Origin of the sequence: Streptomyces sp. NPDC060049 (genome assembly GCF_042736715.1) — a bacterium.
Taxonomy (GTDB): domain Bacteria; phylum Actinomycetota; class Actinomycetes; order Streptomycetales; family Streptomycetaceae; genus Streptomyces.
Genome location: NZ_JBHWVV010000007.1, coordinates 375137 through 396280 on the forward strand (window position 1 = coordinate 375137; position 21144 = coordinate 396280).

At 70.8% G+C, this 21144-nt stretch carries 15 protein-coding genes and 3 pseudogenes; 9 read left to right on the forward strand and 9 right to left on the reverse strand.

Annotated elements, in window-relative coordinates:
- The first annotated feature begins 8 nt into the window (after positions 1-8).
- The 3 genes from ACFWBY_RS16215 to ACFWBY_RS16225 all read left to right on the forward strand — a co-directional run bounded on the left by ACFWBY_RS16215 (position 9) and on the right by ACFWBY_RS16225 (position 3343).
- Positions 9-1280: an ice-binding family protein gene (locus tag ACFWBY_RS16215; RefSeq protein WP_385335245.1), complete on the forward strand. Its 1272-nt coding sequence runs from the start codon at positions 9-11 to the stop codon at positions 1278-1280.
- Positions 1281-1392: 112 nt separating this feature from the next.
- The gene (locus tag ACFWBY_RS16220; protein ID WP_385335243.1) at positions 1393-2133 is read left to right on the forward strand and encodes a DUF5819 family protein; all 741 of its coding nucleotides are present in this window, start codon (positions 1393-1395) and stop codon (positions 2131-2133) included.
- Positions 2123-3343 carry an HTTM domain-containing protein gene (locus ACFWBY_RS16225; RefSeq protein WP_385335241.1) on the forward strand — a complete coding sequence of 407 codons (1221 nt, stop codon included), beginning with the start codon at positions 2123-2125 and terminating at the stop codon, positions 3341-3343. The genes ACFWBY_RS16220 and ACFWBY_RS16225 overlap by 11 nt, the downstream gene beginning before the upstream one ends.
- Here ACFWBY_RS16225 and ACFWBY_RS16230 read toward each other — a convergent pair.
- Positions 3340-3699, reverse strand: a complete 360-nt coding sequence (locus tag ACFWBY_RS16230) for a hypothetical protein (protein WP_385335239.1) — start codon at positions 3697-3699, stop codon at positions 3340-3342. The genes ACFWBY_RS16225 and ACFWBY_RS16230 overlap by 4 nt on opposite strands.
- A 359-nt stretch (positions 3700-4058) precedes the next feature.
- On the opposite strand from ACFWBY_RS16230, the gene ACFWBY_RS16235 reads away from it, so the two are divergent.
- The 3 genes and pseudogenes from ACFWBY_RS16235 to ACFWBY_RS16245 form a co-directional block, all read left to right on the forward strand.
- The gene (locus tag ACFWBY_RS16235; protein WP_385335237.1) at positions 4059-4937 is read left to right on the forward strand and encodes a helix-turn-helix domain-containing protein; all 879 of its coding nucleotides are present in this window, start codon (positions 4059-4061) and stop codon (positions 4935-4937) included.
- Positions 4938-5457: 520 nt separating this feature from the next.
- A complete protein-coding gene (locus ACFWBY_RS16240) occupies positions 5458-5589 on the forward strand; it encodes a hypothetical protein (RefSeq protein ID WP_385335235.1) in 132 nt (43 codons plus the stop codon).
- A 106-nt stretch (positions 5590-5695) separates the two neighbouring features.
- Positions 5696-5800: pseudogene (locus ACFWBY_RS16245) on the forward strand (IS481 family transposase); the annotation flags it as partial.
- A 77-nt stretch (positions 5801-5877) separates the two neighbouring features.
- On the opposite strand, the gene ACFWBY_RS16250 reads toward ACFWBY_RS16245, so the two are convergent.
- The 5 genes from ACFWBY_RS16250 to rhaI form a co-directional block, all read right to left on the reverse strand.
- The gene (locus tag ACFWBY_RS16250; RefSeq protein ID WP_385335233.1) at positions 5878-6204 is read right to left on the reverse strand and encodes an L-rhamnose mutarotase; all 327 of its coding nucleotides are present in this window, start codon (positions 6202-6204) and stop codon (positions 5878-5880) included.
- Positions 6201-9428 carry a discoidin domain-containing protein gene (locus ACFWBY_RS16255; RefSeq protein WP_385335231.1) on the reverse strand — a complete coding sequence of 1076 codons (3228 nt, stop codon included), beginning with the start codon at positions 9426-9428 and terminating at the stop codon, positions 6201-6203. The genes ACFWBY_RS16250 and ACFWBY_RS16255 overlap by 4 nt, the downstream gene beginning before the upstream one ends.
- Positions 9429-9808: 380 nt before the next feature.
- Positions 9809-11281, reverse strand: coding sequence for a rhamnulokinase family protein (locus ACFWBY_RS16260; RefSeq protein ID WP_385335229.1), 1473 nt, complete (start codon positions 11279-11281; stop codon positions 9809-9811).
- A 7-nt stretch (positions 11282-11288) separates the two neighbouring features.
- Positions 11289-13328, reverse strand: a complete 2040-nt coding sequence (locus tag ACFWBY_RS16265) for a bifunctional aldolase/short-chain dehydrogenase (protein WP_385335227.1) — start codon at positions 13326-13328, stop codon at positions 11289-11291.
- Between the two features lie 115 nt (positions 13329-13443).
- On the reverse strand, positions 13444-14610 hold the full coding sequence (rhaI, locus tag ACFWBY_RS16270) for an L-rhamnose isomerase (protein WP_385335225.1): 1167 nt from the start codon (positions 14608-14610) through the stop codon (positions 13444-13446).
- Between the two features lie 152 nt (positions 14611-14762).
- Here rhaI and ACFWBY_RS16275 point away from each other — a divergent pair, with 152 nt between their 5' ends.
- Positions 14763-15782, forward strand: coding sequence for a LacI family DNA-binding transcriptional regulator (locus tag ACFWBY_RS16275; protein WP_385335223.1), 1020 nt, complete (start codon positions 14763-14765; stop codon positions 15780-15782).
- Between the two features lie 57 nt (positions 15783-15839).
- Here ACFWBY_RS16275 and ACFWBY_RS16280 read toward each other — a convergent pair.
- Positions 15840-16042 (reverse strand): annotated as a pseudogene (locus ACFWBY_RS16280) (response regulator transcription factor); the annotation flags it as partial.
- Between the two features lie 644 nt (positions 16043-16686).
- Between ACFWBY_RS16280 and ACFWBY_RS16285 the strand changes: the two are divergent.
- Together ACFWBY_RS16285 and ACFWBY_RS16290 are read left to right on the forward strand one after the other, a co-directional pair.
- Positions 16687-18075, forward strand: a complete 1389-nt coding sequence (locus ACFWBY_RS16285; RefSeq protein ID WP_385335221.1) for an MFS transporter — start codon at positions 16687-16689, stop codon at positions 18073-18075.
- Positions 18076-18204: 129 nt separating this feature from the next.
- A complete protein-coding gene (locus tag ACFWBY_RS16290) occupies positions 18205-20145 on the forward strand; it encodes a helix-turn-helix domain-containing protein (protein ID WP_385335220.1) in 1941 nt (646 codons plus the stop codon).
- Here the strand turns inward: ACFWBY_RS16290 and ACFWBY_RS16295 are convergent.
- Positions 20142-20852, reverse strand: coding sequence for a response regulator (locus ACFWBY_RS16295; protein WP_385335218.1), 711 nt, complete (start codon positions 20850-20852; stop codon positions 20142-20144). The two genes, ACFWBY_RS16290 and ACFWBY_RS16295, sit on opposite strands and share 4 nt — an antisense overlap.
- A pseudogene (locus ACFWBY_RS16300) lies at positions 20849-21144 on the reverse strand (hypothetical protein); the annotation flags it as partial. The pseudogene ACFWBY_RS16300 and the gene ACFWBY_RS16295, both read right to left, overlap by 4 nt.

Sequence of the window (21144 nt, forward strand, 5' to 3'; positions counted from 1 at the left end):
GCCTCTTGATGAAGCTGAAAACCCAAGCGGCTCAGCGCCGCACTCTTTCCGGCTGGCTGTCCTCGGCCGTCACCGTTACGGTTGCCGCGGTCATGGTCGCCGGATTGCCGACGCAGGCAATGGCCATCGCGACACCCGTACCGCTGGGCACCACTGCCAGCTACTCCGTTCTGGCAGGTGAGGGAGTCACGAACACCGGCCCCTCGGTCCTCGACCACGACCTCGGGACGCACCCGAACCCGGCCATCACCGGGTTTCCGCCCGGACTGGTGCTCGGCGCAGTGCATCCTGCGGACGCTGCGGCCGCTCAGGCCAAGAGCGATCTGATCGTGGCGTACAACCAGGCGGCCGGCCAATTGGGCGGCCAGGCACCGGACTTCCCGCTAGCGGCAGGGATCGGCGGGGGCCAGGAACTGCTTCCTGGCGTCCACAGGGCCACATCCGGTGTCGGACTCACCGGCGACCTGGTTCTGAACGCCGGGGGGAACCCCAACTCGGTCTGGGTGTTCCAGATTCCTGAAGCCCTGACCACCGCACCCAGCAGCCGGATCCTCCTCACGAACGGCGCTTCGCCGTGCAACGTGTACTGGCAGATCGGGAGTTCGGCGACCCTCGGCACCACCTCCACCTTCGTGGGCACCATCATGGCTCTGACCTCCATCTTCGTGAATCAGGGGGCGAACATCGAGGGCCGGGCGCTGGCCCGTAACGGCGAGGTGACGCTCAACAACAACAGGATCTTCCTCGGCGGGTGCGCTACCGGCGGAACAACGACAGGCACGACCTCAGGCACGACCACTGGCACGACCACAGGAACGACCACTGGCACGACCACTGGTACGACCGCCGGAACGCCGACCGCTGGCACGACGACCGGTACGACCGTGGGTCTGATCGGCGGTGGCCTCCTGGGCGGACCGATCGTCGACCTCGTGTCCGGCGGCACCTCGGGGAACATCGCCGGAAACACCTCCGGAAACACCGCGGGCAACACAGCCGGGAACACGACCGGGGGGAACGTCACCGGCGGGCACGGCGGTCAGCCCGGCGGACCGGACCACGGCGGACCGGGCAACGGCGGACCGGGCAATGGCGGACCGGACCACGGCGGACCGGGCAACGGCGGACCGGACCACGGCGGACCGGGCAACGGCCACGACGAGGGTCCCGGCAAGCCGGGCCACGACCACGACCACGGCCACGACGGGAAGCCCGGCGACCACTACGGCTACGGCAACAAGCCCGGGGGCCACGAGGGTCACGAAGGCCACGAGGGCTAGGCAGCAGGCCGCACGGAGCCCGTTCATCGGATGACGGCGCGCGGCGGAATCCTCATCGAATCCGCCGCGCGCCGTCGGTGCGAGTCGCAGAGACCTCAGGCGAACAGCAGACATGAGAAAGACCGGGTGGGCGGTGTCGAGCGGAATTGAATCTGCGGACGTTCAGGAACTTCATCGGTCCGATTCCGGTCCGGTCCCCCAGGAGTGCCACGACGAATCGGCCAGTCCGAGTAAATCGACCATGGGCGTTCGTGCGCTGAAAGCAGGGCTGCACACCGCCGTAGCCCTCTGCCTGGTGACGGCTCTGGTCCATGTGGTCCTGGTATTCCTTCATGTGGCCCCCTCCAACCCTGTATCGAAGCGGTACAGCCCACAGGTCAACGGATGGGTGTTCCCGCTCTTCGAACAGAATTGGCGGCTCTTTGCTCCGGACCCCGACTCCTTCAACCGAAAAGTCCTGGCGAGAACCGCGCACACCGACTCCAAAGGATCGGTGCAGGTGACCCCCTGGTTCGACCTGGCCGCCCTGGACCATTCCGCAGTCGACCACAATGCATTTCCGAGCCATACGTCCCAGAACCTGCTGCGCCGCGCCTGGACCTCTTACGTCGAGACGCACGGAGGAAGCGACACGGCACGCTCGGAACGGGCCGTGATGTTGCAGACGTACCTGCGCAACATCGCCGCGGACCGCGTCGCCGCCCACAACGACGGCGGCACTTTCGGCTTCATTCAGCTTCGGGTCGTCACACTGCCCGTCGCCGCGCCCGGCGCACCCGCCGGAAACCACCAGCCGGCACCCACCGAGGACCGGCTCCTGCCCTGGTGGAAGGTGACCTCCCATGGGAACTGAGCAGATCCCCCAGCTCCCCTCCACGACAGCCACGCCGCACCGACCGGCAGCACAGGAGACTTCGATCGCCGGTACGGCCCACCGGTGGATGCTCGACCGTATCGGCGATCTGTGGGCGCTTCTCACCGACCGGCCGATCTCCCTGTACGCCGCGTCGGTCCTGCGTATCGGCTACGGGCTCCTCTACCTGATCTTCCTGCTGCGTGAGTTCCCGTACCGTGACGAGATCTGGGGCCCCGGCTCCCCCTGGACACCGGCGCTCGCAGAACAGCTCTTCGATCAGACGGGCTGGAACAGCATCCTGATCCTGTCCGACAGCCATGCCTACTTCGAACTCTGCTACGTGATGGCCCTCGTCACGTCCGTTCTGTTCATGCTGGGTTGGCGGACCCGCGCCATGTCCGTCCTCTTCGCCGTCGTGGTGACCTCGTTCCATGCCAGATCGATCTTCATGACGGACGGGGGCGACAACCTGATCCTGCTGATGGCCCTCTACCTCGTCCTCACCGCGTGCGGTCGGCGCTGGTCCCTTGACGCACGCCGAGAGCGGCTCAAGGCAGCCCGTGCGGGCAACGCACCGGAGCCCGTGAGGAGCTTCTACGCAAGGCAACTCCGGGACGCTCGCATCACCTTGACCACGGTGGTGCACAACTGCGGCATCCTCGTCATCGCGGCACAGGTCTGCTTCCTCTACGGATCGGCCGGCCTGTACAAGATCCAGGGCCCGACCTGGGGCGGCGGCACCGCTCTCCACTACGCGCTGAACCTCGAACTCTTCCAGCCCTGGCCCGCGCTCTCCCACCTCGTGGACGAGTACCCGGTGGTGATCGCGATCGCCAGTTACGTCACGGTGCTCTTGCAGGTGGCCTTCCCGTTCGTGCTCTTCGGCAGGCTCAAGTATCCCGTTCTGACCGTGCTGTTGGGCATGCACATCGGTATCGCAGTGCTCTTGGGACTGCCCCTCTTCTCCGGCGCGATGATCGTCGCGGACGCCGTGTTCCTTCCCGACCGCTTCTACGCCTTCCTGCCTCACCTGTACCGACGCGCAGCACAGCGCACAGGGATGCGGCGACCGGCACCCGGCCGAGCAGCGGGATCCGGAACCGTACCTCCACAGGGCAGGGCAGGCGTACCCAGCTCCACGCATCGAGCCGTTCCTGCCCGGAATGACACCACGCCGGCCACGGGACTCGCATCCGAGCAGAGCTAAGCAGCCGCGCGGACCGCAGCGCAGTCACGGGCGGTGCCTGCCGTGGCATCGGACAACCCGCAAAGATGTCGTCCATGGTCACCGGCGCGGGTGCCGCCGGACCCGCCGACCAGCGCGGTCTGCATCACGCCGATACAGATCACCAGGTAGAAGGCGGCCGGCCCCAGGGAGCCCAGGCGCCGAGTCCGCTTGGCACCGCCTTCCGTCGCCTGCCCGAGGGCGACGGAAGGCGGAGCGGCGCCACAGCCCCATCGCCGCCGCCCCGCCGCCCCGCCGCCCCGCAGCAGCACCCGGCCGTAGGGCTGCTCGCCGATGGTCCGCACCGCCCCGGACCGGTCGCGGTCGGCCTCGGCCACTGCCGCCGCCGAAACCGGTCCGCACGGCGAGGAGACCGACCAGAACGTAGATCACTCCCCGCGCGCAGAGCCCGACTCGGGACGCAACCTGCATGACGCGGCTGTCGGCCACGCGCTACCCCCACCATGGCCCCACGCAGCGCACCCGACCAGCGCAGCCCTTCGCTTCCAGATAGGTGAAAGGTCATGGCATCTGGGTGAAACCTCCTCGGGCAGTGCTCGCGGCTGCACTCGCGCGACGCGACACTCGCCGACAGGGCTCCGTTGATCATCACTGCGCGGCGAATACGTTCGCCCGGGGCCCGGCCGCGGCAATTCCCGTGGCTGGCAGTCAGTCCCAAGCCGGAGGTAGACCGCCCGTGGCGGTGAACGGAAACCCGACCGTCAGACGACGCCGGCTGGGCGCGGAGCTGCGCCGGCTCCGCCTGGCCTGTGGCCTGACCAGTACGCAGGTGGCTGAACGCCTGTTGATCTCCCAGCCCAAAATCAGCCATTTGGAGAACGGACGCCGCGCCATCAAGCCCCGCGATGTGCGGGACCTGTGCGCCCTCTACGGAGTCACAGACCCGCGCGCCGTCGACTCGCTGATGCGGATGGCCACGGAATCGGACCAACAGGGCTGGTGGGTCGCCTGCGGCGAGGTCCCCTACGCCGTCTACATCGGCCTGGAGACCGAAGCCTCCTCGCTCCGCACCTACGAGCCCCTGGTGATCCCCGGCCTGCTGCAAACACCCGCCTACGCCCGAGCCGTCATCGAGGAAACGATCCCTCAGGCGACCCCTGAACAGATCACCGTGCGCCACGAGGTCCGGCTGCGCCGCCAGTCCCGGGCCCACCACCCGGCCCGCCCTTTCCGCTTATGGGTGGTACTGGACGAATCGGCACTGCGCCGCGTGGTCGGCAGCCCGCAGATCATGCGCGAACAGCTCGAGTACCTGCACCGTCTTGGCGCGCAGCCGCACATCACCGTGCAGGTCCTCCCACACAGCGCGGGAGCCCATCCGGGCGTCACGGGACAGTTCTCCATCCTCGACTTCCCAGACGCCGCCACGGGGACGGTGTATCTGGAGCGGTTCACCAGCGACCTCTACCTGGAGAAACGATCCGACGTGCAGCAGTACAGGATCATGTACGACCACCTCCAGGCCCAGGCCCTGAACCTGGAGCAAACCCGCCACTTCATCACCCGCGCCGCCCGGGAGCTGTCGGCCGCCGGGTCGCTGCCCGGCCGGCTGTGACACCGCAGCCGCAGGTCACTGCGTCGCGTACATGCGCTCGCGCAGGTACAGCAGGGCTGCGGTGTCCGCGACGGCGGCCAGGTCAGCCAGCAGGGTGCGGATGGCCGCGTCACAATCGGAGCGAAGTCGGCGGCAAGGGCGGTGCAGGCGGCGGGTACCTGCGGGAACTGGGCGGGAAGAACGGCTGGGGCTTCAACAGCACCGACGTGGGTGTGGTCAGCGGCATGGCCGGCGATGCCCACAAGCTGACCGCCGGGACAGCAGGTCGGCGCGGCACATTCCCCACTCTCCCGGCGGACATCCCCACGGGCGTGGGCCAGGGCGCCGTGGGCGGCTCCCGTGGCGAGCACAACACCGGCGGCACGAACGGTGGCAACCCCGTCGGCGCCGACCCTCAGCTGCGCACCGGTCTCCGGCTCAAGCGGCCCAGCCACGCGCTCGGAGTCCTCATCCAGGCACACCAGGAGGGCCGCCCGTTCCCGATCACGGGAACGAACTACCCGACCCGCGGCCCGGCGACGTGGCCGGCGGCTACACCAAGAGCGACCGGGCGGCCGAGCTTCTGGGGTGGACGCCGAAGCTGTCCCTGGAAGACGGCATCCGGTCGGCCCTGGAATGGATCCCGGTGCGCGACGCGCGACTGACGGACTGACCCGTCCGTCCCGCCTTCGCCCCTCCTGATCGATCGGGAGGGGGTGGAGGTCGGCTTCAAGAGCGAGGAGGTGGCGCACGGCCCAGAACAGGAACGACGCGACGCCTTCCCGCAATGGCTGCACACCTACAATCACCACCGCGGACACACCGCACTCGCAGGCAAACCACCCGCCAGCCGCGTCCCCAACCTCACAGGGCAATACACCTAGCCCCACCAACTGCTCACTGTGCCTCATCCGCACCACGGCGAGCAGGACAAAGAGTCACATACCTCCTCTCAGGACTGTCAGTCCAGGTGGAACACCTCCGTCAGCGGTGCCATCGCCTGGTCAGCCGGCGTGCCGTCCAGGTACTGGAAGTAGCGGGACATCTCGGCCTGCCAGCGGGCGTTGACCTCGGTGGCGGACATCGCCTCGCGGGCGCGATCGAAGTCCTCGGTCTCCAGGTAGCCGACGAGCAGGCCGTCCGGGCGCAGGAACAAGGAGTAGTTGGTCCAGCCGGTGGCCCGGAGGGCATCGAGCATCTCCGGCCACACCTGGGCGTGGCGCTCGCGGTACTCGTCGCCGAGTTCGGCCTTCACCTGGAGCAGGAAGCAGATCCGGTGCTTCGTCATGAGACACCGATCCCCGCCAGCTGCATGTAGTACACGCCGAACTGGTCGGCGGTGAGCGTGGTGCCGGTGACCTTCACGTACCGGGCGGTGGTGGCGGCGAAGGCGAAGGAGAGGCCGCCGGCTCCGGGGCGCGGGTACGAGCTCCTCGACACCACGGTGGTCCAGTTCGTGCCGTCGGTCGAGAGCTGGACGGTGAAGGCCGACGGGAAGCCGCGCCCGGTGTTCGGGATGTCGTCGCGGGGGTACAACGTGACCTGGCTGATCCGTGACGGGCCGCCGAGGTCCACCCGCGCCCACTGCGTGGTGTTCGGGGAGCCGGCCCCGGCGCTGCTCCAGCCCGAGGAGTTCCACAGGTCGGTGTGATGGGTCCCGTTGGTGAGGTTGGCGGTCAGCCAGCCCTCGTTGGGGTACTCGACCGAGCTGGAGGTGGTCGCCGTGCGGCCCGGTGCCAGATCTCCGCCGACAGCCTCGATCTCCGCGAACTGCATGTAGAAATTGCCGAACTGATCTGTGCTCAGGTTGGTCCCCGTCACCTTCACGTAGCGCGCGTTGACCGTCGCGAACGGGAAGGTCTGCGCCGTGGCGCCGGGCCTCGCGTGCCCGGTCCGGGTGCTGACCGTGGTCCAGTTCGTGCCGTCGGTGGAGGTCTGGATGGTGAAGTCGACCGGGAAGCCCTGACCGGCATTGGCCCCGTCGCTGCGCGGGTGGAGGTCCACCCGGCTCACCGGCCGGGTCGAGCCCAGGTCCAGCCGCACCCACTCGGTGTGGTTGGTGGCGATACTGCCGGAACTGCTCCACCCCGCAGCGTTCGGCGCCGACGGCCGCTGCCCGTCGACCGCCGAGCGGATACCCCAGCCGTCGGCCTCGTACGAGCTGGAGGCGGTGACGGCGGCACTCTCGGCCGGGGCGAGAGAGGTCGGCATGATACGGGCGTTCCAGAAGTTCGCGCTGGCGCCGCCGGTGACCAGACCCACGTCGCCTGCGGTGAACGCCGCGTCGGTGACGGTCAGCACCGGCGCCTGCCCGGTCCCGGAGTACACCGTCAGTGCGTTCCCGCGCGCCACTACGCGCAGGCGGGTGCGCTGCCCCGACACGTAGCCGGGCACGGACGCCGAGCCGATCCTTGTGCCGCTGCGGTAGACGAACACCTGGCCGTTGTCCCGCTGGGCGATCAGGTAGCCGGAGTCCAGGTCCGTGCCGTTGGCCGAACGGACCATCAGACCAGCCCAGTTGGTGCTTCCGCCGGACGAGCTCACTCCGGTGATCTGCAGGTCCACGCCGACCGAGACATCGGTGTAGCCCCGGCCGCGCAGGTAGGAGACGTCCCCCCAGTTCGCCGACGCGTCGGACTGCGTGTACTGGGCGCCGCTGGTCGACCAGGTCCCCCGGGTGTGGGTCCAGAAGTGGTCGCCGCCGCTGAAGTCGTCCGTGAACGGCAGCGCCAGGTCACCGGACGCCGCGGCCAGTTCGTCGAGGAGCTGCTTGTGCCGGCCCTCGACGTTCCACCCGGAGGTGTCGTACGCCGTCGGGTTGGTGATCACCGTCTCGGCCAGGGTGCGTGCCGCCTGCGGCTTGACCGCGGCCAGCTGCTGCAGGAGTTCGAAGTCCTGCAGGCCCGCGGTCTGAGCTTCGCTGCGGAGGCTGTCGTAGATGCCGTAGGCGGCCTTGTTCGGATAGACCAGCCAGTGGTCGCCGGTCTGCGGGGTGTTGAAGGTGTCGGCGGCCGGGTACGGCTCGCTGAAGCCGTCGTGCCAGTAGTTCCAGCCCCAGTGCAGGTAGCCGTCGCCGCCGATCTTCCAGGTCAGCCAGGGGAGGAGCCTGGTCCCGCTGAGGTAGTTGCTGGTGAAGCGGTTCATGTACGAGCCCTGCGGGAGGATGCAGCTGTACAGCCACAGGTCCTTCCCGCTGATCCGGTAGCTCTGATAGAGCGCGACGTTCGCGTCGTAGTTCGACGAGAGCGGGGTCTGCGTCGACAGGTGAGCCGCGTCCCCGGTGAAGGCGGTCAGCTGCGCCTCGTTGGTACGCGGGTTAGGGAAGTACTGCTCGTAGAGGGTGTAGAGCCAGTTGGCAGCCGTGGCCTGTTGCGTGGTGGTGGGCTCGTCCAGGGCGCTCATGTAGAAGTTGTTCGTCCAGCCCTTGGCATCCAGGTGCGCCTTCAGCGCCGGGAAGAACTGGTTCAACCAGTTGTTGGTGTCCGGGCAGCCATTGGCCGGAGCGGAGTTGGGCCGGCAGAGCGCGTGCTTGACCGCGCCGCTGACGCCGTTGGCCGGCACCAGGGTGTCGAGGTACGGATCCAAGGCGGGCGGCTCCAGCAGGGTCGGGGTGTAGAGGTATTGCATGGCCCCGGCGCTGACGAAGAGGTTGACGAACCGGTCGAAGGTGGACCAGCCGAAGGTGAAGTGGCCCGCGGCGTCGACGGTGGTGTCCGGGATCAGCAGGGCCACCGCGTCGGCGTAGATCACGTTGTTCCGGTGCCGCGCCATGTTCGCCGCGATGTTGGCCTCGACGGTCCACCAGTTGGCGTCGTACATCTGCACGCCGTACTCGTTCGGGATCGACGCCTCAGTGCCCGCGTAGTCCCAGCCCGCCGAGGAGAACCAGTTGTTCATCTTGAACGTGGACTGCGAGGTCGGCGGGATCGTGGCGCTGTACACGGTCACCGACACCGGCACCGTGACGGCGCCCAGGCTGCTGTTCACCCTGGCGCTGCCGATGTAGACGCCCGGCGCCTGACCGGCCGGCACGTAGACCTGGTAGTAGGCGGCGTACGTGGTGTTCGCCGCCACCGACTGCGGACTGTTGTTCATCAGCGCGTCGTAGTAGGCGATCCCACCGTCGGGCGGGTTCTGGACGTTGCCGACCTTCTGGATGTTCGGGTGGTTGTACTCGTAGCGCGTGGTGATGTTCGCGGCGGGAATGAACGCGCCGCCGGGGCCGGTCAGCGCCCCGGAGGTGACGGACACCCCGGTCTGCGCCGAACCGGACCGCACCAGGATCTGCGCCCCCTCGTAGGCGTTGCGGGCCGCGTACAGCTCGATCCCGGTCGGCGCCCAGCCCGGCGGGGTGGTCGAGGTGAAGGGCCGGTCGGTGGCGTCCAGGATCCACACGGTCGGCCCGTCGGCAGCGCCGGCCTGAGGCGCGGCGAGGACGGCCAGCGGCACTGCGGACAGTGACAGTGCCAGGCACACCAGGAGACGCAGGGATCTGCGGCGACGCGTGCGCATGGAAACCCTCCGAACTCTGAGAAATGGCTTCGAGAGCCGAACAGGCTTTTTTTCTCAACCTGTTCGGGCCGCCCGCAATTGTTTTGCGGCGCGACTTTCGGTCGACGCAGGGCCTCGCTGTTCGGAGTCCTGGTGACGGCGTACGGGCAGCTCACAGCAATGACAGCGAGGTCGGGGATGACACGAAGGGCAGCCGCTGGTCGCGCGATCGCATCGGGAGTATGCGCACCCGGCCACCTGACGGCCAGCACGTTGCCCTTCGGTAAATGGAGTATTTCCAGAATGAGGATCCACAACCATTCGAACTTGAGCAATATTTGACCGACCGTCACAGTCTGGACGACGGGAGGTGACACCGCGTCCATGCCGTGCAGCTCAGGTCAGGCGAGCCCCACACGGGCGGCGGCGACGTCCCACGCGCGGATGTCTCCGGCGGGCTCGTAGCGCCGCAGGCGCTGAGTGCGGGCGACCAGGCGACGCATGGCGCCGCGGTCCTCGACCAGGCCGTGGGTGCGGGCCTGGACGAGGATGTTGCCGATGGCGGTGGCCTCGGCGGGGCCGGCGATGACGGGCAGGCCGGTGGCGTCGGCGGTGAGCCGGCACAGCAGGGCGTTGCGGCTGCCGCCGCCGACGAGATGCACGGCGCGGATCGCGCGACCGGTCAAATGAACGGCCTGGAACAGGGTGTGACGGTGCGCCAAGGCCAGGCTCTCCAGGATGCAGCGGACGACGGCGCCCTGGTCCTCGGGCAGGTGCTGGCCAGTGCGGGCGCAGTGCTCGGCGAGGCGGGCCGGCAGGTCGCCGGGGGCGAGGAACTCGGGGGCGCCGGGGTCGACGAGCGCCGCGAACGGGCGGGCGGCGGCGGCGCGTTCGAGCAGCTCGGGCAGGTGGTGCCCCTCGCCACGGGCGCGCCAGGTGCGCTGGCTCTCGCTGAGTAGCCACAGGCCCATGACGTTGCGCAGGTAGCGGACGGTGCCGTCGATACCGAGTTCGTTGGTGAAGTTGGCGGCGCGGGAGGCGTCGGTGAGGACGGGCGCGTCGAGTTCGAGGCCGGCGAGCGACCAGGTGCCGCAGGAGATGTAGGCGAAGTCCTCGGTGCCGGCGGGGACGGCGGCGACCGCGGAGGCGGTGTCGTGGGAGGCGACCGCGACTACGGGGGTGTCGGGGCGCAGGCCGGTGGCGGCGGCGACGTGCGAAAGGACGGTGCCGGCGTGGTCGCCGGGGCGGCGCAGTGCGGGCAGGAGGGCCGGGTCCAGGTTGAGCGCGGCGAGGACCGGGGCGGACCAGGCGCCGGTGCGGGCGTCGTACAGGCCCGTGGTGGAGGCATTGGTGACCTCTGCGCCGACGGTGCCGGTGAGCCAGTGGGTGATCAGGTCGGGCAGCAGGAGCAGGGTGCGGGCGCGGTCGAGGTGCTTCTCGGCGGCGAGCTGGAAGATCGTGTTGAACGGCAGGTGCTGAAGGCCGGTGATCCGGTACAGCTCACGGGCCGGGAGGCGGCACCAGACGGCCTGGACGGCGGCGGCGCCGCGCGGGTCGCGGTAGTGGAACGGGTTGCCGAGGAGCGCGCCGTCGGCGTCGAGGAGCCCGTAGTCGACGGCCCAGCTGTCGATGCCGACGGAGGCGAGGTCCCAGCGCGCGGCGGCCTCGCGGAAGCCTTCCAGGACGCCTTGGTACAGGCCGAGGGCGTTCCAGTGCAACCCGTCCGGGAGTTGGACGGGAGTGTTGTCGAAGCGGTGGGTCTCGGTCAGGTCGAGGCGGTCACGGCCGACCCGGCCGACGAGCACCCGTCCGCTGGTGGCGCCGAGGTCCGCCGCGGCGAAGGCGGCCGGGGTGGGTGGGGTGCGGGGCGTCACGGCCGCCTCAGCGCAGGAAGGCCGCGGCGACGCCGGCGTCGACGGGGATGTGCAGGCCGGTGGTGTGGGTGAGGTCGCCGCCGGTGAGGGCGAAGACGGCGGCGGCGACGTGCTCGGGCAGCACCTCGCGCTTGAGGAGGGTGCGCTGGGCGTAGAACGCGCCGAGCTGCTCCTCCGCGATGCCGTAGGTGGCGGCGCGCTGGGCGCCCCAGCCGCTGGCGAAGATGCCCGAGCCGCGGACCACGCCGTCCGGGTTGACGCCGTTGACGCGGATTCCGTGTTCGCCCAACTCGGCGGCGAGTAACCGAACTTGGTGGGCCTGGTCGGCCTTGGTGGCGGAGTACGCGATGTTGTTGGGGCCGGCGAAGACCGCGTTCTTCGAGGCGATGTAGACGAGGTCGCCGCCCAGGCCCTGCCGGATCATGGTGCGGGCGGCCTCCCGGGAGACGAGGAAGGAGCCGCGGGCCATGATGGCGTGCTGCCGGTCCCAGTCATCGGCGGTGGTCTCCAGCAGCGGCTTGGAGATGGAGATGCCCGCGTTGTTGACCACCAGGTCGACACCGCCGAAGGCGAGGACCGCGGTGCGGAACGCCTCGGCGATCTGCTCCTCGGAGGTGACGTCGACGGTGACGGCCACGGCCCGGTCCGGGCCGCCGAGTTCGTCGGCGACGGCCCGGGCGGTGGCGGTGTTGACGTCGGCGACGACGACGCAGGCGCCCTCGGCGGCCAGGCGGTGCGCGATGGCCTTGCCGATGCCGGAGCCGGCGCCGGTGACCAGGGCGACGCGGGTGTCCAGCGGTTTGGGCGCGGACATCCGCCGCAGCTTCGCCTCTTCCAGTGCCCAGTACTCGATGGCGAACTTCTCGCGCTCCTCGATCGGGGCGTAGCCGGAGACCGCCTCCGCGCCGCGCATCACGTTGATCGCATTGAGGTAGAACTCGCCGGCCACGCGGGCGGTCTGCTTGGCCCTGCCAAAGGAGAACATGCCGACGCCCGGGACCAGGACGATCGCCGGGTCGGCGCCGCGCATGGGGGGCGAGTCCGCGGTGGCGTACCGCTCGTAGTAGGCCCGGTAGCCGGCCCGATAGTCGGTGTGCAGCTCCCGCAGGCGGGCGATCGTCTCGTCCAGGGGCGCGGTGGCGGGCAGGTCGAGGACCAGCGGGGCGACCTTGGTGCGCAGGAAGTGGTCGGGGCAGGAGGTGCCGAGGGCGGCCAGGCGGGGATGCTCGGCGCGGGCGAGAAAGTCCAACACGGGCGCGGCGTCGGTGAAGTGGCCGACCTGCGGGAGGTCGGTGGAGGCCAGACCGCGGATGACGGGGGCGAGCGAGGCCGCGCGCCGGCGGCGTTCGGCCTCTGGCAGGGCTTGGTAGCCGTCAAGCTGCGGGCCGAACGGCTCGGCCTTGCCGTGGCGGGCCAGGAAGGCCTCGGCGGTGCGGATGATGTGCAGGGCGTTGGCCTCGCACTCCTCGCTGGTGGCGCCCCAGGCGGTGATGCCGTGACCGCCGAGGACGCAGCCGACGGCCTGCGGGTGGGTCCGATTGATCTCGGCGATGTCCAGGCCGAGTTGGAAGCCGGGACGGCGCCAGGGCAGCCACGGCACGGCGTCGCCGAAGCAGGCGGCGGTGAGCCTTTCGCCGTCGGCTGCGGTGGCGAGCGCGATGCCGGAGTCGGGGTGCAGGTGGTCGACGTGCGCGGCGTCGACCAGACCGTGCATGGCGGTGTCGATGGACGGAGCCGCGCCGCCATTGCCGTGCAGGCAGTACTCGAACGCGGCGACCATCTCGTCCTCCTGTTCCACGCCCGGGTAGGTGTCGGCGAGGGCCCGCAGGCGGTCCAGTCGCAGCACGGCCAGGCCCGCCTCGGCAAGGGTGCCGAGGTCGCCGCCGGAGCCCTTCACCCACATCAGGTCGACGGGCTGCCCGGTGACGGGGTCGGTGGCTGCGCCCTTGGCAGAGGTGTTGCCGCCGGCGTAGTTGGTGTTGCGCGGATCCGATCCGAGCCGGTGGGAGCGGGCGAGGAGGGCGGCGACGACGGGGTGCTGGGCCATGGCGGGAGCAGCTTCCTTGTCTGGTGGCGGTGGCGCTCTCGTGGGGGTGCGCGAGGAGGGTGCGGGCCGGCCCGTGGGTACGAGGTGGTGCGGGCCGGCCCGCGTGGCAGACGGGTCAAGCCCCCCATCCGGCCTGGGCGCCGCCGACCCGCTCGGCGACGATCTTCTCGGCCCAGCCGCCGGCCCGGTAGGCCGCGACCGGGTTCGGGTCCCGCCCGGCCTCGGCGCGGACCTCGGCCAGCAGCGGACGGACGTCGGTGGCGTAGGCGTCCATCAGCACCTCGTTGGCGCCGAGTACATCGCCCGCGTTCTGAGCGGCCGCCAGGGCCGAGCGGTCGACCAACAGGGCCTTGGCCGTGGCTTCCTGGACGTTCATCACCGAGCGGATGATCGCAGGGATCTTCGCCTCGATGTTGTGACACTGGTCGAGCATGAACGCGACGCCGGCCTCGGGGGCGAAGCCGCCGTTCCCGGTGACCTCGTGCAGGATCCGGAACAGCTGGAACGGATCGGCGGCGCCGACCATCAAGTCGTCGTCCGCGTAGAAGCGGGAGTTGAAGTCGAAACCGCCGAGCTTCCCCTCGCGCAGCAGGAACGCGACGATGAACTCGATGTTGGTGCCGGGGGCGTGGTGGCCGGTGTCGACGACGACCGCGGCCCTGGGCCCGAGCCGCAGGCAGTGCGCGTACGCGGTGCCCCAGTCCGGGACGTCCGTGGTGTAGAACGCGGGCTCGAACAGCTTGTACTCCAGCAGGATCCGCTGGTCGTCGCCGAGCCGCCCGTACACCTCTGACAGGGCGTCGGAGAGGCGTTGTTGGCGGGCCGAAATGTCGTCCTGGCCGGGGTAGTTGGTGCCGTCGGAGAACCATAGTTTGAGGTCGTGCGAGCCGGTGGCGTCCATGATGTCGACGCATTCCAGCAGGTGGTCGAGAGCCTTGCGGCGCACCCGCGGGTCCGGATGGGTGACGGAGCCGAGCTTGTAGTCCTCGTCCTGGAAGACGTTCGCGTTGATCGCGCCGATCTCCAGCCCGAGCTCGCGGGCGTGGGCGGACAGCGCGCCGTAGTCCTCGACCCGGTCCCAGGGAATGTGCAGCGAGACCTTCGGGGCGACGCCGGTGGCGGCGTGCACCTGGGCCGCGTCGGCGAGCTTCTCGAACGGGTCGCGCGGCACGCCGGGTTGGGCGAAGACTTTGAAGCGGGTTCCCGAGTTCCCGTAGCCCCACGAGGGCGTCTCGATGCGCTGGGCCCGAAGGGCGTCCTTCACGGCGGATCGGTCGGCCACCGGAGCACCTCCCACGATCTGAATCGTTTCAGCCAGACGGTAGGTGGGACCGCGGGAAGCGTCAAGGCACCGGCGGGGAGCTGTTGGTGTGACGTCGTAACCTGATCTCCGGGTCGGCCGTCGGAGCCGGTGAAACTTTTCAATGGTGGGACATGGGCGGCGCGGCGAGCATCAAGGACGTGGCACGGGCGGCCGGTGTGTCGGTCGGCACGGTCTCCAACGTGATCAACCGGCCGGAGACGGTCGGCGAGGAGACCAGGGCCAGGGTCCGTGCCGCGATCGACCAGCTCGGCTACGTACGCAGCGAGTCGGCGCGCCAGCTGCGCTCCGGCAGCAGCCGGATCATCGGTCTGCTGGTCCTCGACCTGGGCAACCCGTTCTTCGTCTCCGTGGCGCGCGGGGCCGAGCAGGCGGCGCGCGCGGCGGGCCTGGTCGTGATGGTCTGCAACAGCGCTCAGCGGCTCGCCGACGAGGCGGACTACCTCGCCCTCTTCGCGGAGCAGCGGGTGCGCGGGGTGCTGCTGACCCCGGCCGACGCGGAGGGGTCGGGAGCGGCGGCGCTCCGTCGCGGCGGCGTGCCCTTCGTGCTGGTGGACCGGCTCGCCCCGGGGCTGGAGGCCTGCTCGGTGTCGGTGGACGACGTCGGGGGCGGCGCCCTGGCGGCCGGGCACCTGCTGGCGAACGGCCACCGACGGATCGCGTTCGCGGGCGGCCGCCACCGGCTGCAGCAGGTCGCCGACCGTCGCAGCGGCGCGCTGCAGGCGCTGGCCGGCCGCGACGCCGTCCTGCTGGACCTGGAGGTGGACGGGCTGGACGTGGCGGCGGGCCGCGACGCCGGCGCCCGCCTGCTGGGGATGCTGCCGAGACCGACCGCGGTGTTCTGCGCGAACGATCTGCTGGCCCTCGGGATGCTGCAGGCCGCGTTCGCCGCGGGCCTGCGGGTACCCGAGGACCTCGCGATCGTCGGCTACGACGACATCGAGTTCGCCGCGGCGGCCGCGGTGCCGCTGACCTCGGTGCGCCAGCCCGCGGAGGCGATGGGGCGGACGGCGGCCGAGATGCTCGCCGAGGAGACCGGCCTGGGCGGCGCGGCCCACCGGCACCGACAAGTCGTGTTCGAGCCGGAGCTGGTGGTGCGGCGTTCGACGCTGGTCGTGCCGCCGCCCGGCTGAGCGTGGCGTTGCTGTGCCCGCGCGACTGCCGTCAGTGCGGCACCTCGACGGCGGGGCCGGGGCGACCAGGCCGGTCTCGTAGGCGAGGACGACGGCTTGGGCGCGTTCGCGCAGGCCGAGTTCGGCGAGGATGCGGACGACGTGGGTCTTGACGGTGGCTTCGGAGAGGGTGAGGTGGGTGGCGAGTTCGGCGTTGCCATGCCGCGGGCGAGGAGTTCGAGCACCTCGCGTTCGCAGGCGGTGAGGGTACCGAGGGCGCTGTGCCGACAGGCCCAATCGATCCGTTCCGTCGGGCTGGCCCACCAGCTCACGCAGGACGCCACGACCTGGCCCACGCAGGTCGGCAGTGAGAGTCTCCACCACTTCGCCGAACTCTTCGAGCTCTTGAAGCACCGATCGGGAACGCGTCTGGCGACGCGGCGGTTCACCTCGCCGCCGGACCGCACGAATCTCGCACTCCCCAAGGGCCGACAGGACCGCTTTGTCGGCCGCACACAAGGGTGCGGCCCGTAGATCCCCTCGCGACAGCAACCGCACTTCTTGGGCACAGCGCTCCCCCGGCGAGCGCCGATATCGCGTAGTGCTCAACACTGCGTGACCAGCGCCGAATCAGCACGGCGCGGGTTGCGAGGGGTGGTGACGTGGGGTTTCAGGTGTCATCGAACCAGCACCAAACAGCACGGGAACCAGCACCGCACCCCCAAAACATGCCCACTCTGCAATTCCGACAGGGGTTTCCCTTCCGCTTCCGGAGTGGTCCGAGGGGATCGGCTCGGGCCGTGTGGTGGTCTGGCACACTCATGCGGGGTTGATTGTGATGACCGGCCACATATGCCGTTGACCTGGGGACTTCTACGTTGTGCCCACACCCGACGTCCCCGCAGACACCCTGGAAGTGGTGCACATGGCCTCCACCGCAACGGCCCCGAAGGCTTCGTCCGGCATCAGACGCATCGTCGCCGCGAGCCTCATCGGAACCACCATCGAGTGGTACGACTTCTTCCTCTACGGGACCGCCGCGGCCCTGGTGTTCAACAAGCTGTTCTTCCCCACCGCCGATCCGCTCACCGGCACCCTGATCGCCTTCCTCACCTACGCCATCGGGTTCCTGGCCCGGCCGCTGGGCGGGGTGGTCTTCGGGCACTTCGGGGACAAGGTCGGACGCAAGAAGCTCCTGGTGCTCAGCCTGGTCATGATGGGCGGGGCCACCTTCGCGATGGGGCTCCTGCCCACCCACGCGAGCATCGGCATCGGCGCCCCCATCCTGCTGACCTTGCTGCGCCTGGTGCAGGGGTTCGCGCTGGGCGGCGAGTGGGGCGGGGCCGTGCTGATCGTCTCCGAGCACGGCGGGCCCGAGCACCGCGGGTTCTGGGCTTCCTGGCCGCAGTCCGGGGCTCCCGGGGGGAACCTGCTCGCCACCGGGGTGCTCGCGCTGCTCGCCGCCGTGCAGTCGGACGCCACGTTCCTGGCCTGGGGCTGGCGCGTCCCCTTCCTGCTCTCCGGCCTCCTCGTGGTGGTCGGGCTGTGGATCCGCCTGTCCGTCTCCGAGTCGCCCGTCTTCCTCGCCGCGCGGGCCGAAGCGGCGAACTCCGCCGAGGAGGAGCGGGCCCCCGTCGTCCAGGTGTTCCGCAAGGACTGGCGGCAGGTCCTGACCGCCATCGGCACCCGGTTCGGCGAGAACATCTCGTACTACGTCCTCACCTCCTTCCTCCTCGTCTACGTCACCACCCACCTCGGCCTCGCCAAGACCACCGCGCTGAACGCGCTCCTGATCGGTTCGGCCGTCCACTTCGTCACCATTCCCGCCTGGGGCGCGCTGTCGGACCGGATCGGGCGCCGGCCGGTGACGCTGATCGGTTCGGCGGGCATGGCCGTGTGGGCCTTCGCGTTCTTCGCGCTGGTGGACTCCAAGTCCTTCGTCGTCATCACGGCGGCCGTCACCGCCGGGCTGCTCCTGCACGGCGCCATGTACGGGCCGCAGGCCGCCTTCATCTCCGAGATGTTCGACACCAAGGTCCGCTATTCGGGGGCCTCGATGGGTTCCCAGCTCGCCTCGATCTTCGCGGGAGCCCTGGCACCGATCATCGCCGTCGAGCTGCTGAAGGACTACGGCTCCTCGGTGCCGGTCTCGGTCTACCTCTGCGCGGCCGCCGTCGTCACCACCATCACCGTTGCCCTGGCCCGCGAGACCCGCGGCCGGGACCTGTCGGTCCCGAAGGCGACGGCGGACGCGGGCAGCGCGTACCCGGTCCGGTCCGCGGCCCCGGCCTCCGACCCGGCCCGCACCACCTGACCCCGGACCCTCAGAACCGGCCCCTCAGCCCCGTACCCCCTCGATTCCACCCTCGGGTCCGCCCGCCGCGTCCGTTCCGGGTACGGCGGGCGGACCCGCTCACCACCCCCGCACCGAAGGGCTGCCAGCATGGCCCCCGTGAACGAATCCACCGAGCCCGTGTCCGGGCACCGGGCGGCGGCCGCGCTGCGCCGGCTCCTGGACCTGCTCGCCCAGGGCGCGCCCGTCGAGGAATTCTCCCGGCCCGGCGCGCTGGCCCGTACCGGCGGGGCCGGGGCGGACGAGCAGGCCCTCGTGGAGGAGGCGACCGGGGTGGCCCTCGGCATCCGCCGCACCCTCGACCAGCACCGGCGCCGCGAGGCGGAGCTGACCGCCCTCTTCGACACGGCCGGCGACCTCGCGGCGCTGCGCGACCTCGACGCGGTGCTACGGGCCATCGTGCGGCGGGCCAGGACACTGCTGGGCACGGACGTCGCCTACCTCACGCTCAACGACCCCGTCGTGGGCGACACCTTCATGCGGGTCACGGACGGCTCCGTGTCGGCCGCCTTCCAGCAGCTGCGCCTGGGCATGGGCGAAGGGCTCGGCGGCCTGGTCGCCCAGACGGCCCGCCCGTACGCCAGCGCCGACTACCGCGCCGACGACCGGTTCCGCCACACCAGCACCATCGACTCCGGGGTGCGCGAGGAGGGGCTGCGGGGCATCCTCGGCGTCCCGCTGCGGGTCGCCTCACGGGTCATCGGGGTGCTCTACGCCGCCGACCGGTCGGTGCGCGACTTCGCGCCCGACGCCGTGGCGCTGCTCTCCTCGCTCGCCGACCACGCCGCCGTCGCCATCGACGGCGCCCGACTGCTGGAGGAGACGCGTACGGCCCTGGTCGAGCTCAACTCCGCGACCGAGACCGTCCGGGCCCACAGCGAGGCCGTGCGACTGGCCACCGAGACCCACGACCGGCTGACCGACCTTGTCCTGCGGGGAGGGGACGTCACGGACGTCGCCCGGGAGGTCGCCGCTCTGCTGCGCGGCGGGCTCGTGGTGCACGACGCCGAGGGCACCGAGCTGGCCCGGGTCGCCAGCGAACCGATCGGCCCGCCCGTCCAGGGCGTGGCCGCCTCGCGCTCGGGAGGCCGGGCCGTTCCGGTGGACGGGGTGTGGGTCTGCGCGGTCCTCGCCGGGTCCGAACTCCTCGGCAGCATCGCCCTGACCGGTCGGGCCGACCTCTCGGACACCGACCGGCGGCTGTTCGAGCGCACCGGCCTGGTCACCGCTCTCCTGCTGCTCCTGCGGCGGTCGGTGGCCCACGCCGAGGACCGGGTCCGGGGTGAGCTCCTCAGCGATCTCCTGACCCCCGAGAGTCCCGGGCGTACCCGCGACCCCGGCAGCCAGATGATCCGGGCGCGCAAACTCGGCGTCAACCTCGCGCGCCCGCACGCCGTCCTGGTCCTGCGCTGCGACGCGGCCCTGCGGCCCCGCCTGGCGGCGGAGGCGGCCCGCCGGGCCCGCGCCCTCGACGGCCTGGCCGGGCCGCACGAGGGCCACACCGTGCTCCTCGCCCCGGCCGGGCGGCCCGGGAACCTCGCGCGGTCCCTGGCGGCCGAGCTGGGGCAGGCCCTGGGCGCGCCCGTCACGGTGGGCTCCGCCGGCCCGGCAGACCACGCCGGCGGCCTGCCCGGCGTGTACGCGGAAGCCGTGCGCTGCCTGGAGGCCCTGCACGCCCTGGGTCACACCGGCCAGGGCGCCGCCCTCCCGGACCTGGGCTTCGTCGGGCTCCTGCTCGGGGACCACGGCGACGTCGGCGGGTACGTCCACCAGGTGCTCGGCCCCGTCATCGACTACGACGCCCAGCGCGGCACCGAGCTGGTCCAGACGCTCCGGGCCTACTACGCGCACGGAGCCAGCCTCTCCCGGGCCAAGGACGCCCTGCACATCCACGTCAACACCGTCGTGCAGCGCCTCGACCGGATCGGCCGGCTCCTGGGCGAGGACTGGAATACCCCCGCCCGGGCGCTGGAACTCCAGCTCGCCCTGCGCCTGCACCTCCTGGCGCAGGCCGGCCCCCCGGCGGCCTAGGGCTGCGAGCCGGGCGTGACCAGGCCGGTCTCGTAAGCCAGGACGACCGCCTGCGCGCGGTCGCGCAGGGTCAGCTTGGCGAAGATGCGGGCCACATGGGTCTTGACCGTGGCTTCGCTGAGCGTGAGCTCCCGGGCCAGCTCGGTGTTGGAGAGGCCGTGGCCCATGAGGGTGAGCACCTCCCTCTCGCGGGGGGTGAGGGCGTCCAGGTCGGGGTGGGGCGCCGGGGCCGCGCCACCGCCTCGCGCGGCGGAGGCCGAGGCACAGCGCTCGACCAGTCGGCGGGTGATCGAGGGGGCGAGCAGCGCGTCTCCGGTGTTGACGAGGCGTACGGCGTTGGCGAGGTACTCCGGGGTGACGTCCTTGAGCAGGAACCCGCTGGCTCCGGCGGCGAGGGCGGCGTAGACGTACTGGTCGAGGTCGAAGGTGGTCAGCATGATCACCCGGCACTCGGGGGCTTCGGCGAGGATCCGCCGGGCAGCCTCCAGCCCGTCCAGGCGGGGCATGCGTATGTCGAGCAGGACGACGTCCGGGCGCAGGCGCTTGACCTCCGCTACGGCCTCCACCCCGTCGGCGGCCACCCCCACCACATCGATCCCCCGGGCGGTCAGGATCATCCGGAATCCGGTGCGGACGAGTTCCTGGTCGTCGGCGATGACCACCCGGGGCCCATGCGCCGGGGCGGTCGGCCCGCCGGGCGTGATCACGGCCGCTCCAGCGGGAGGCGGGCGCGGACCCGGTAGCCGCCGCCGAGCCGGCGGCGGGCGTCGAAGTCCCCGCCGTACACGGCGACCCGCTCGCGCAGACCGACCAGCCCGCGTCCGGCGCCGTCAACCTTGGCCGCCCGCGCGGCCGGCGTGCCTGCCGCGGCGGTCAGGCCGGACGTGGTGGTCAGGCCGGACGGGCCGGACGTGGTGGTCAGGCCGGACGGGCCGGACGTGGTGGTCAGGCCGGACGGGCCGGACGTGGTGGTCAGGCCGGACGGGCCGGACGTGGTGG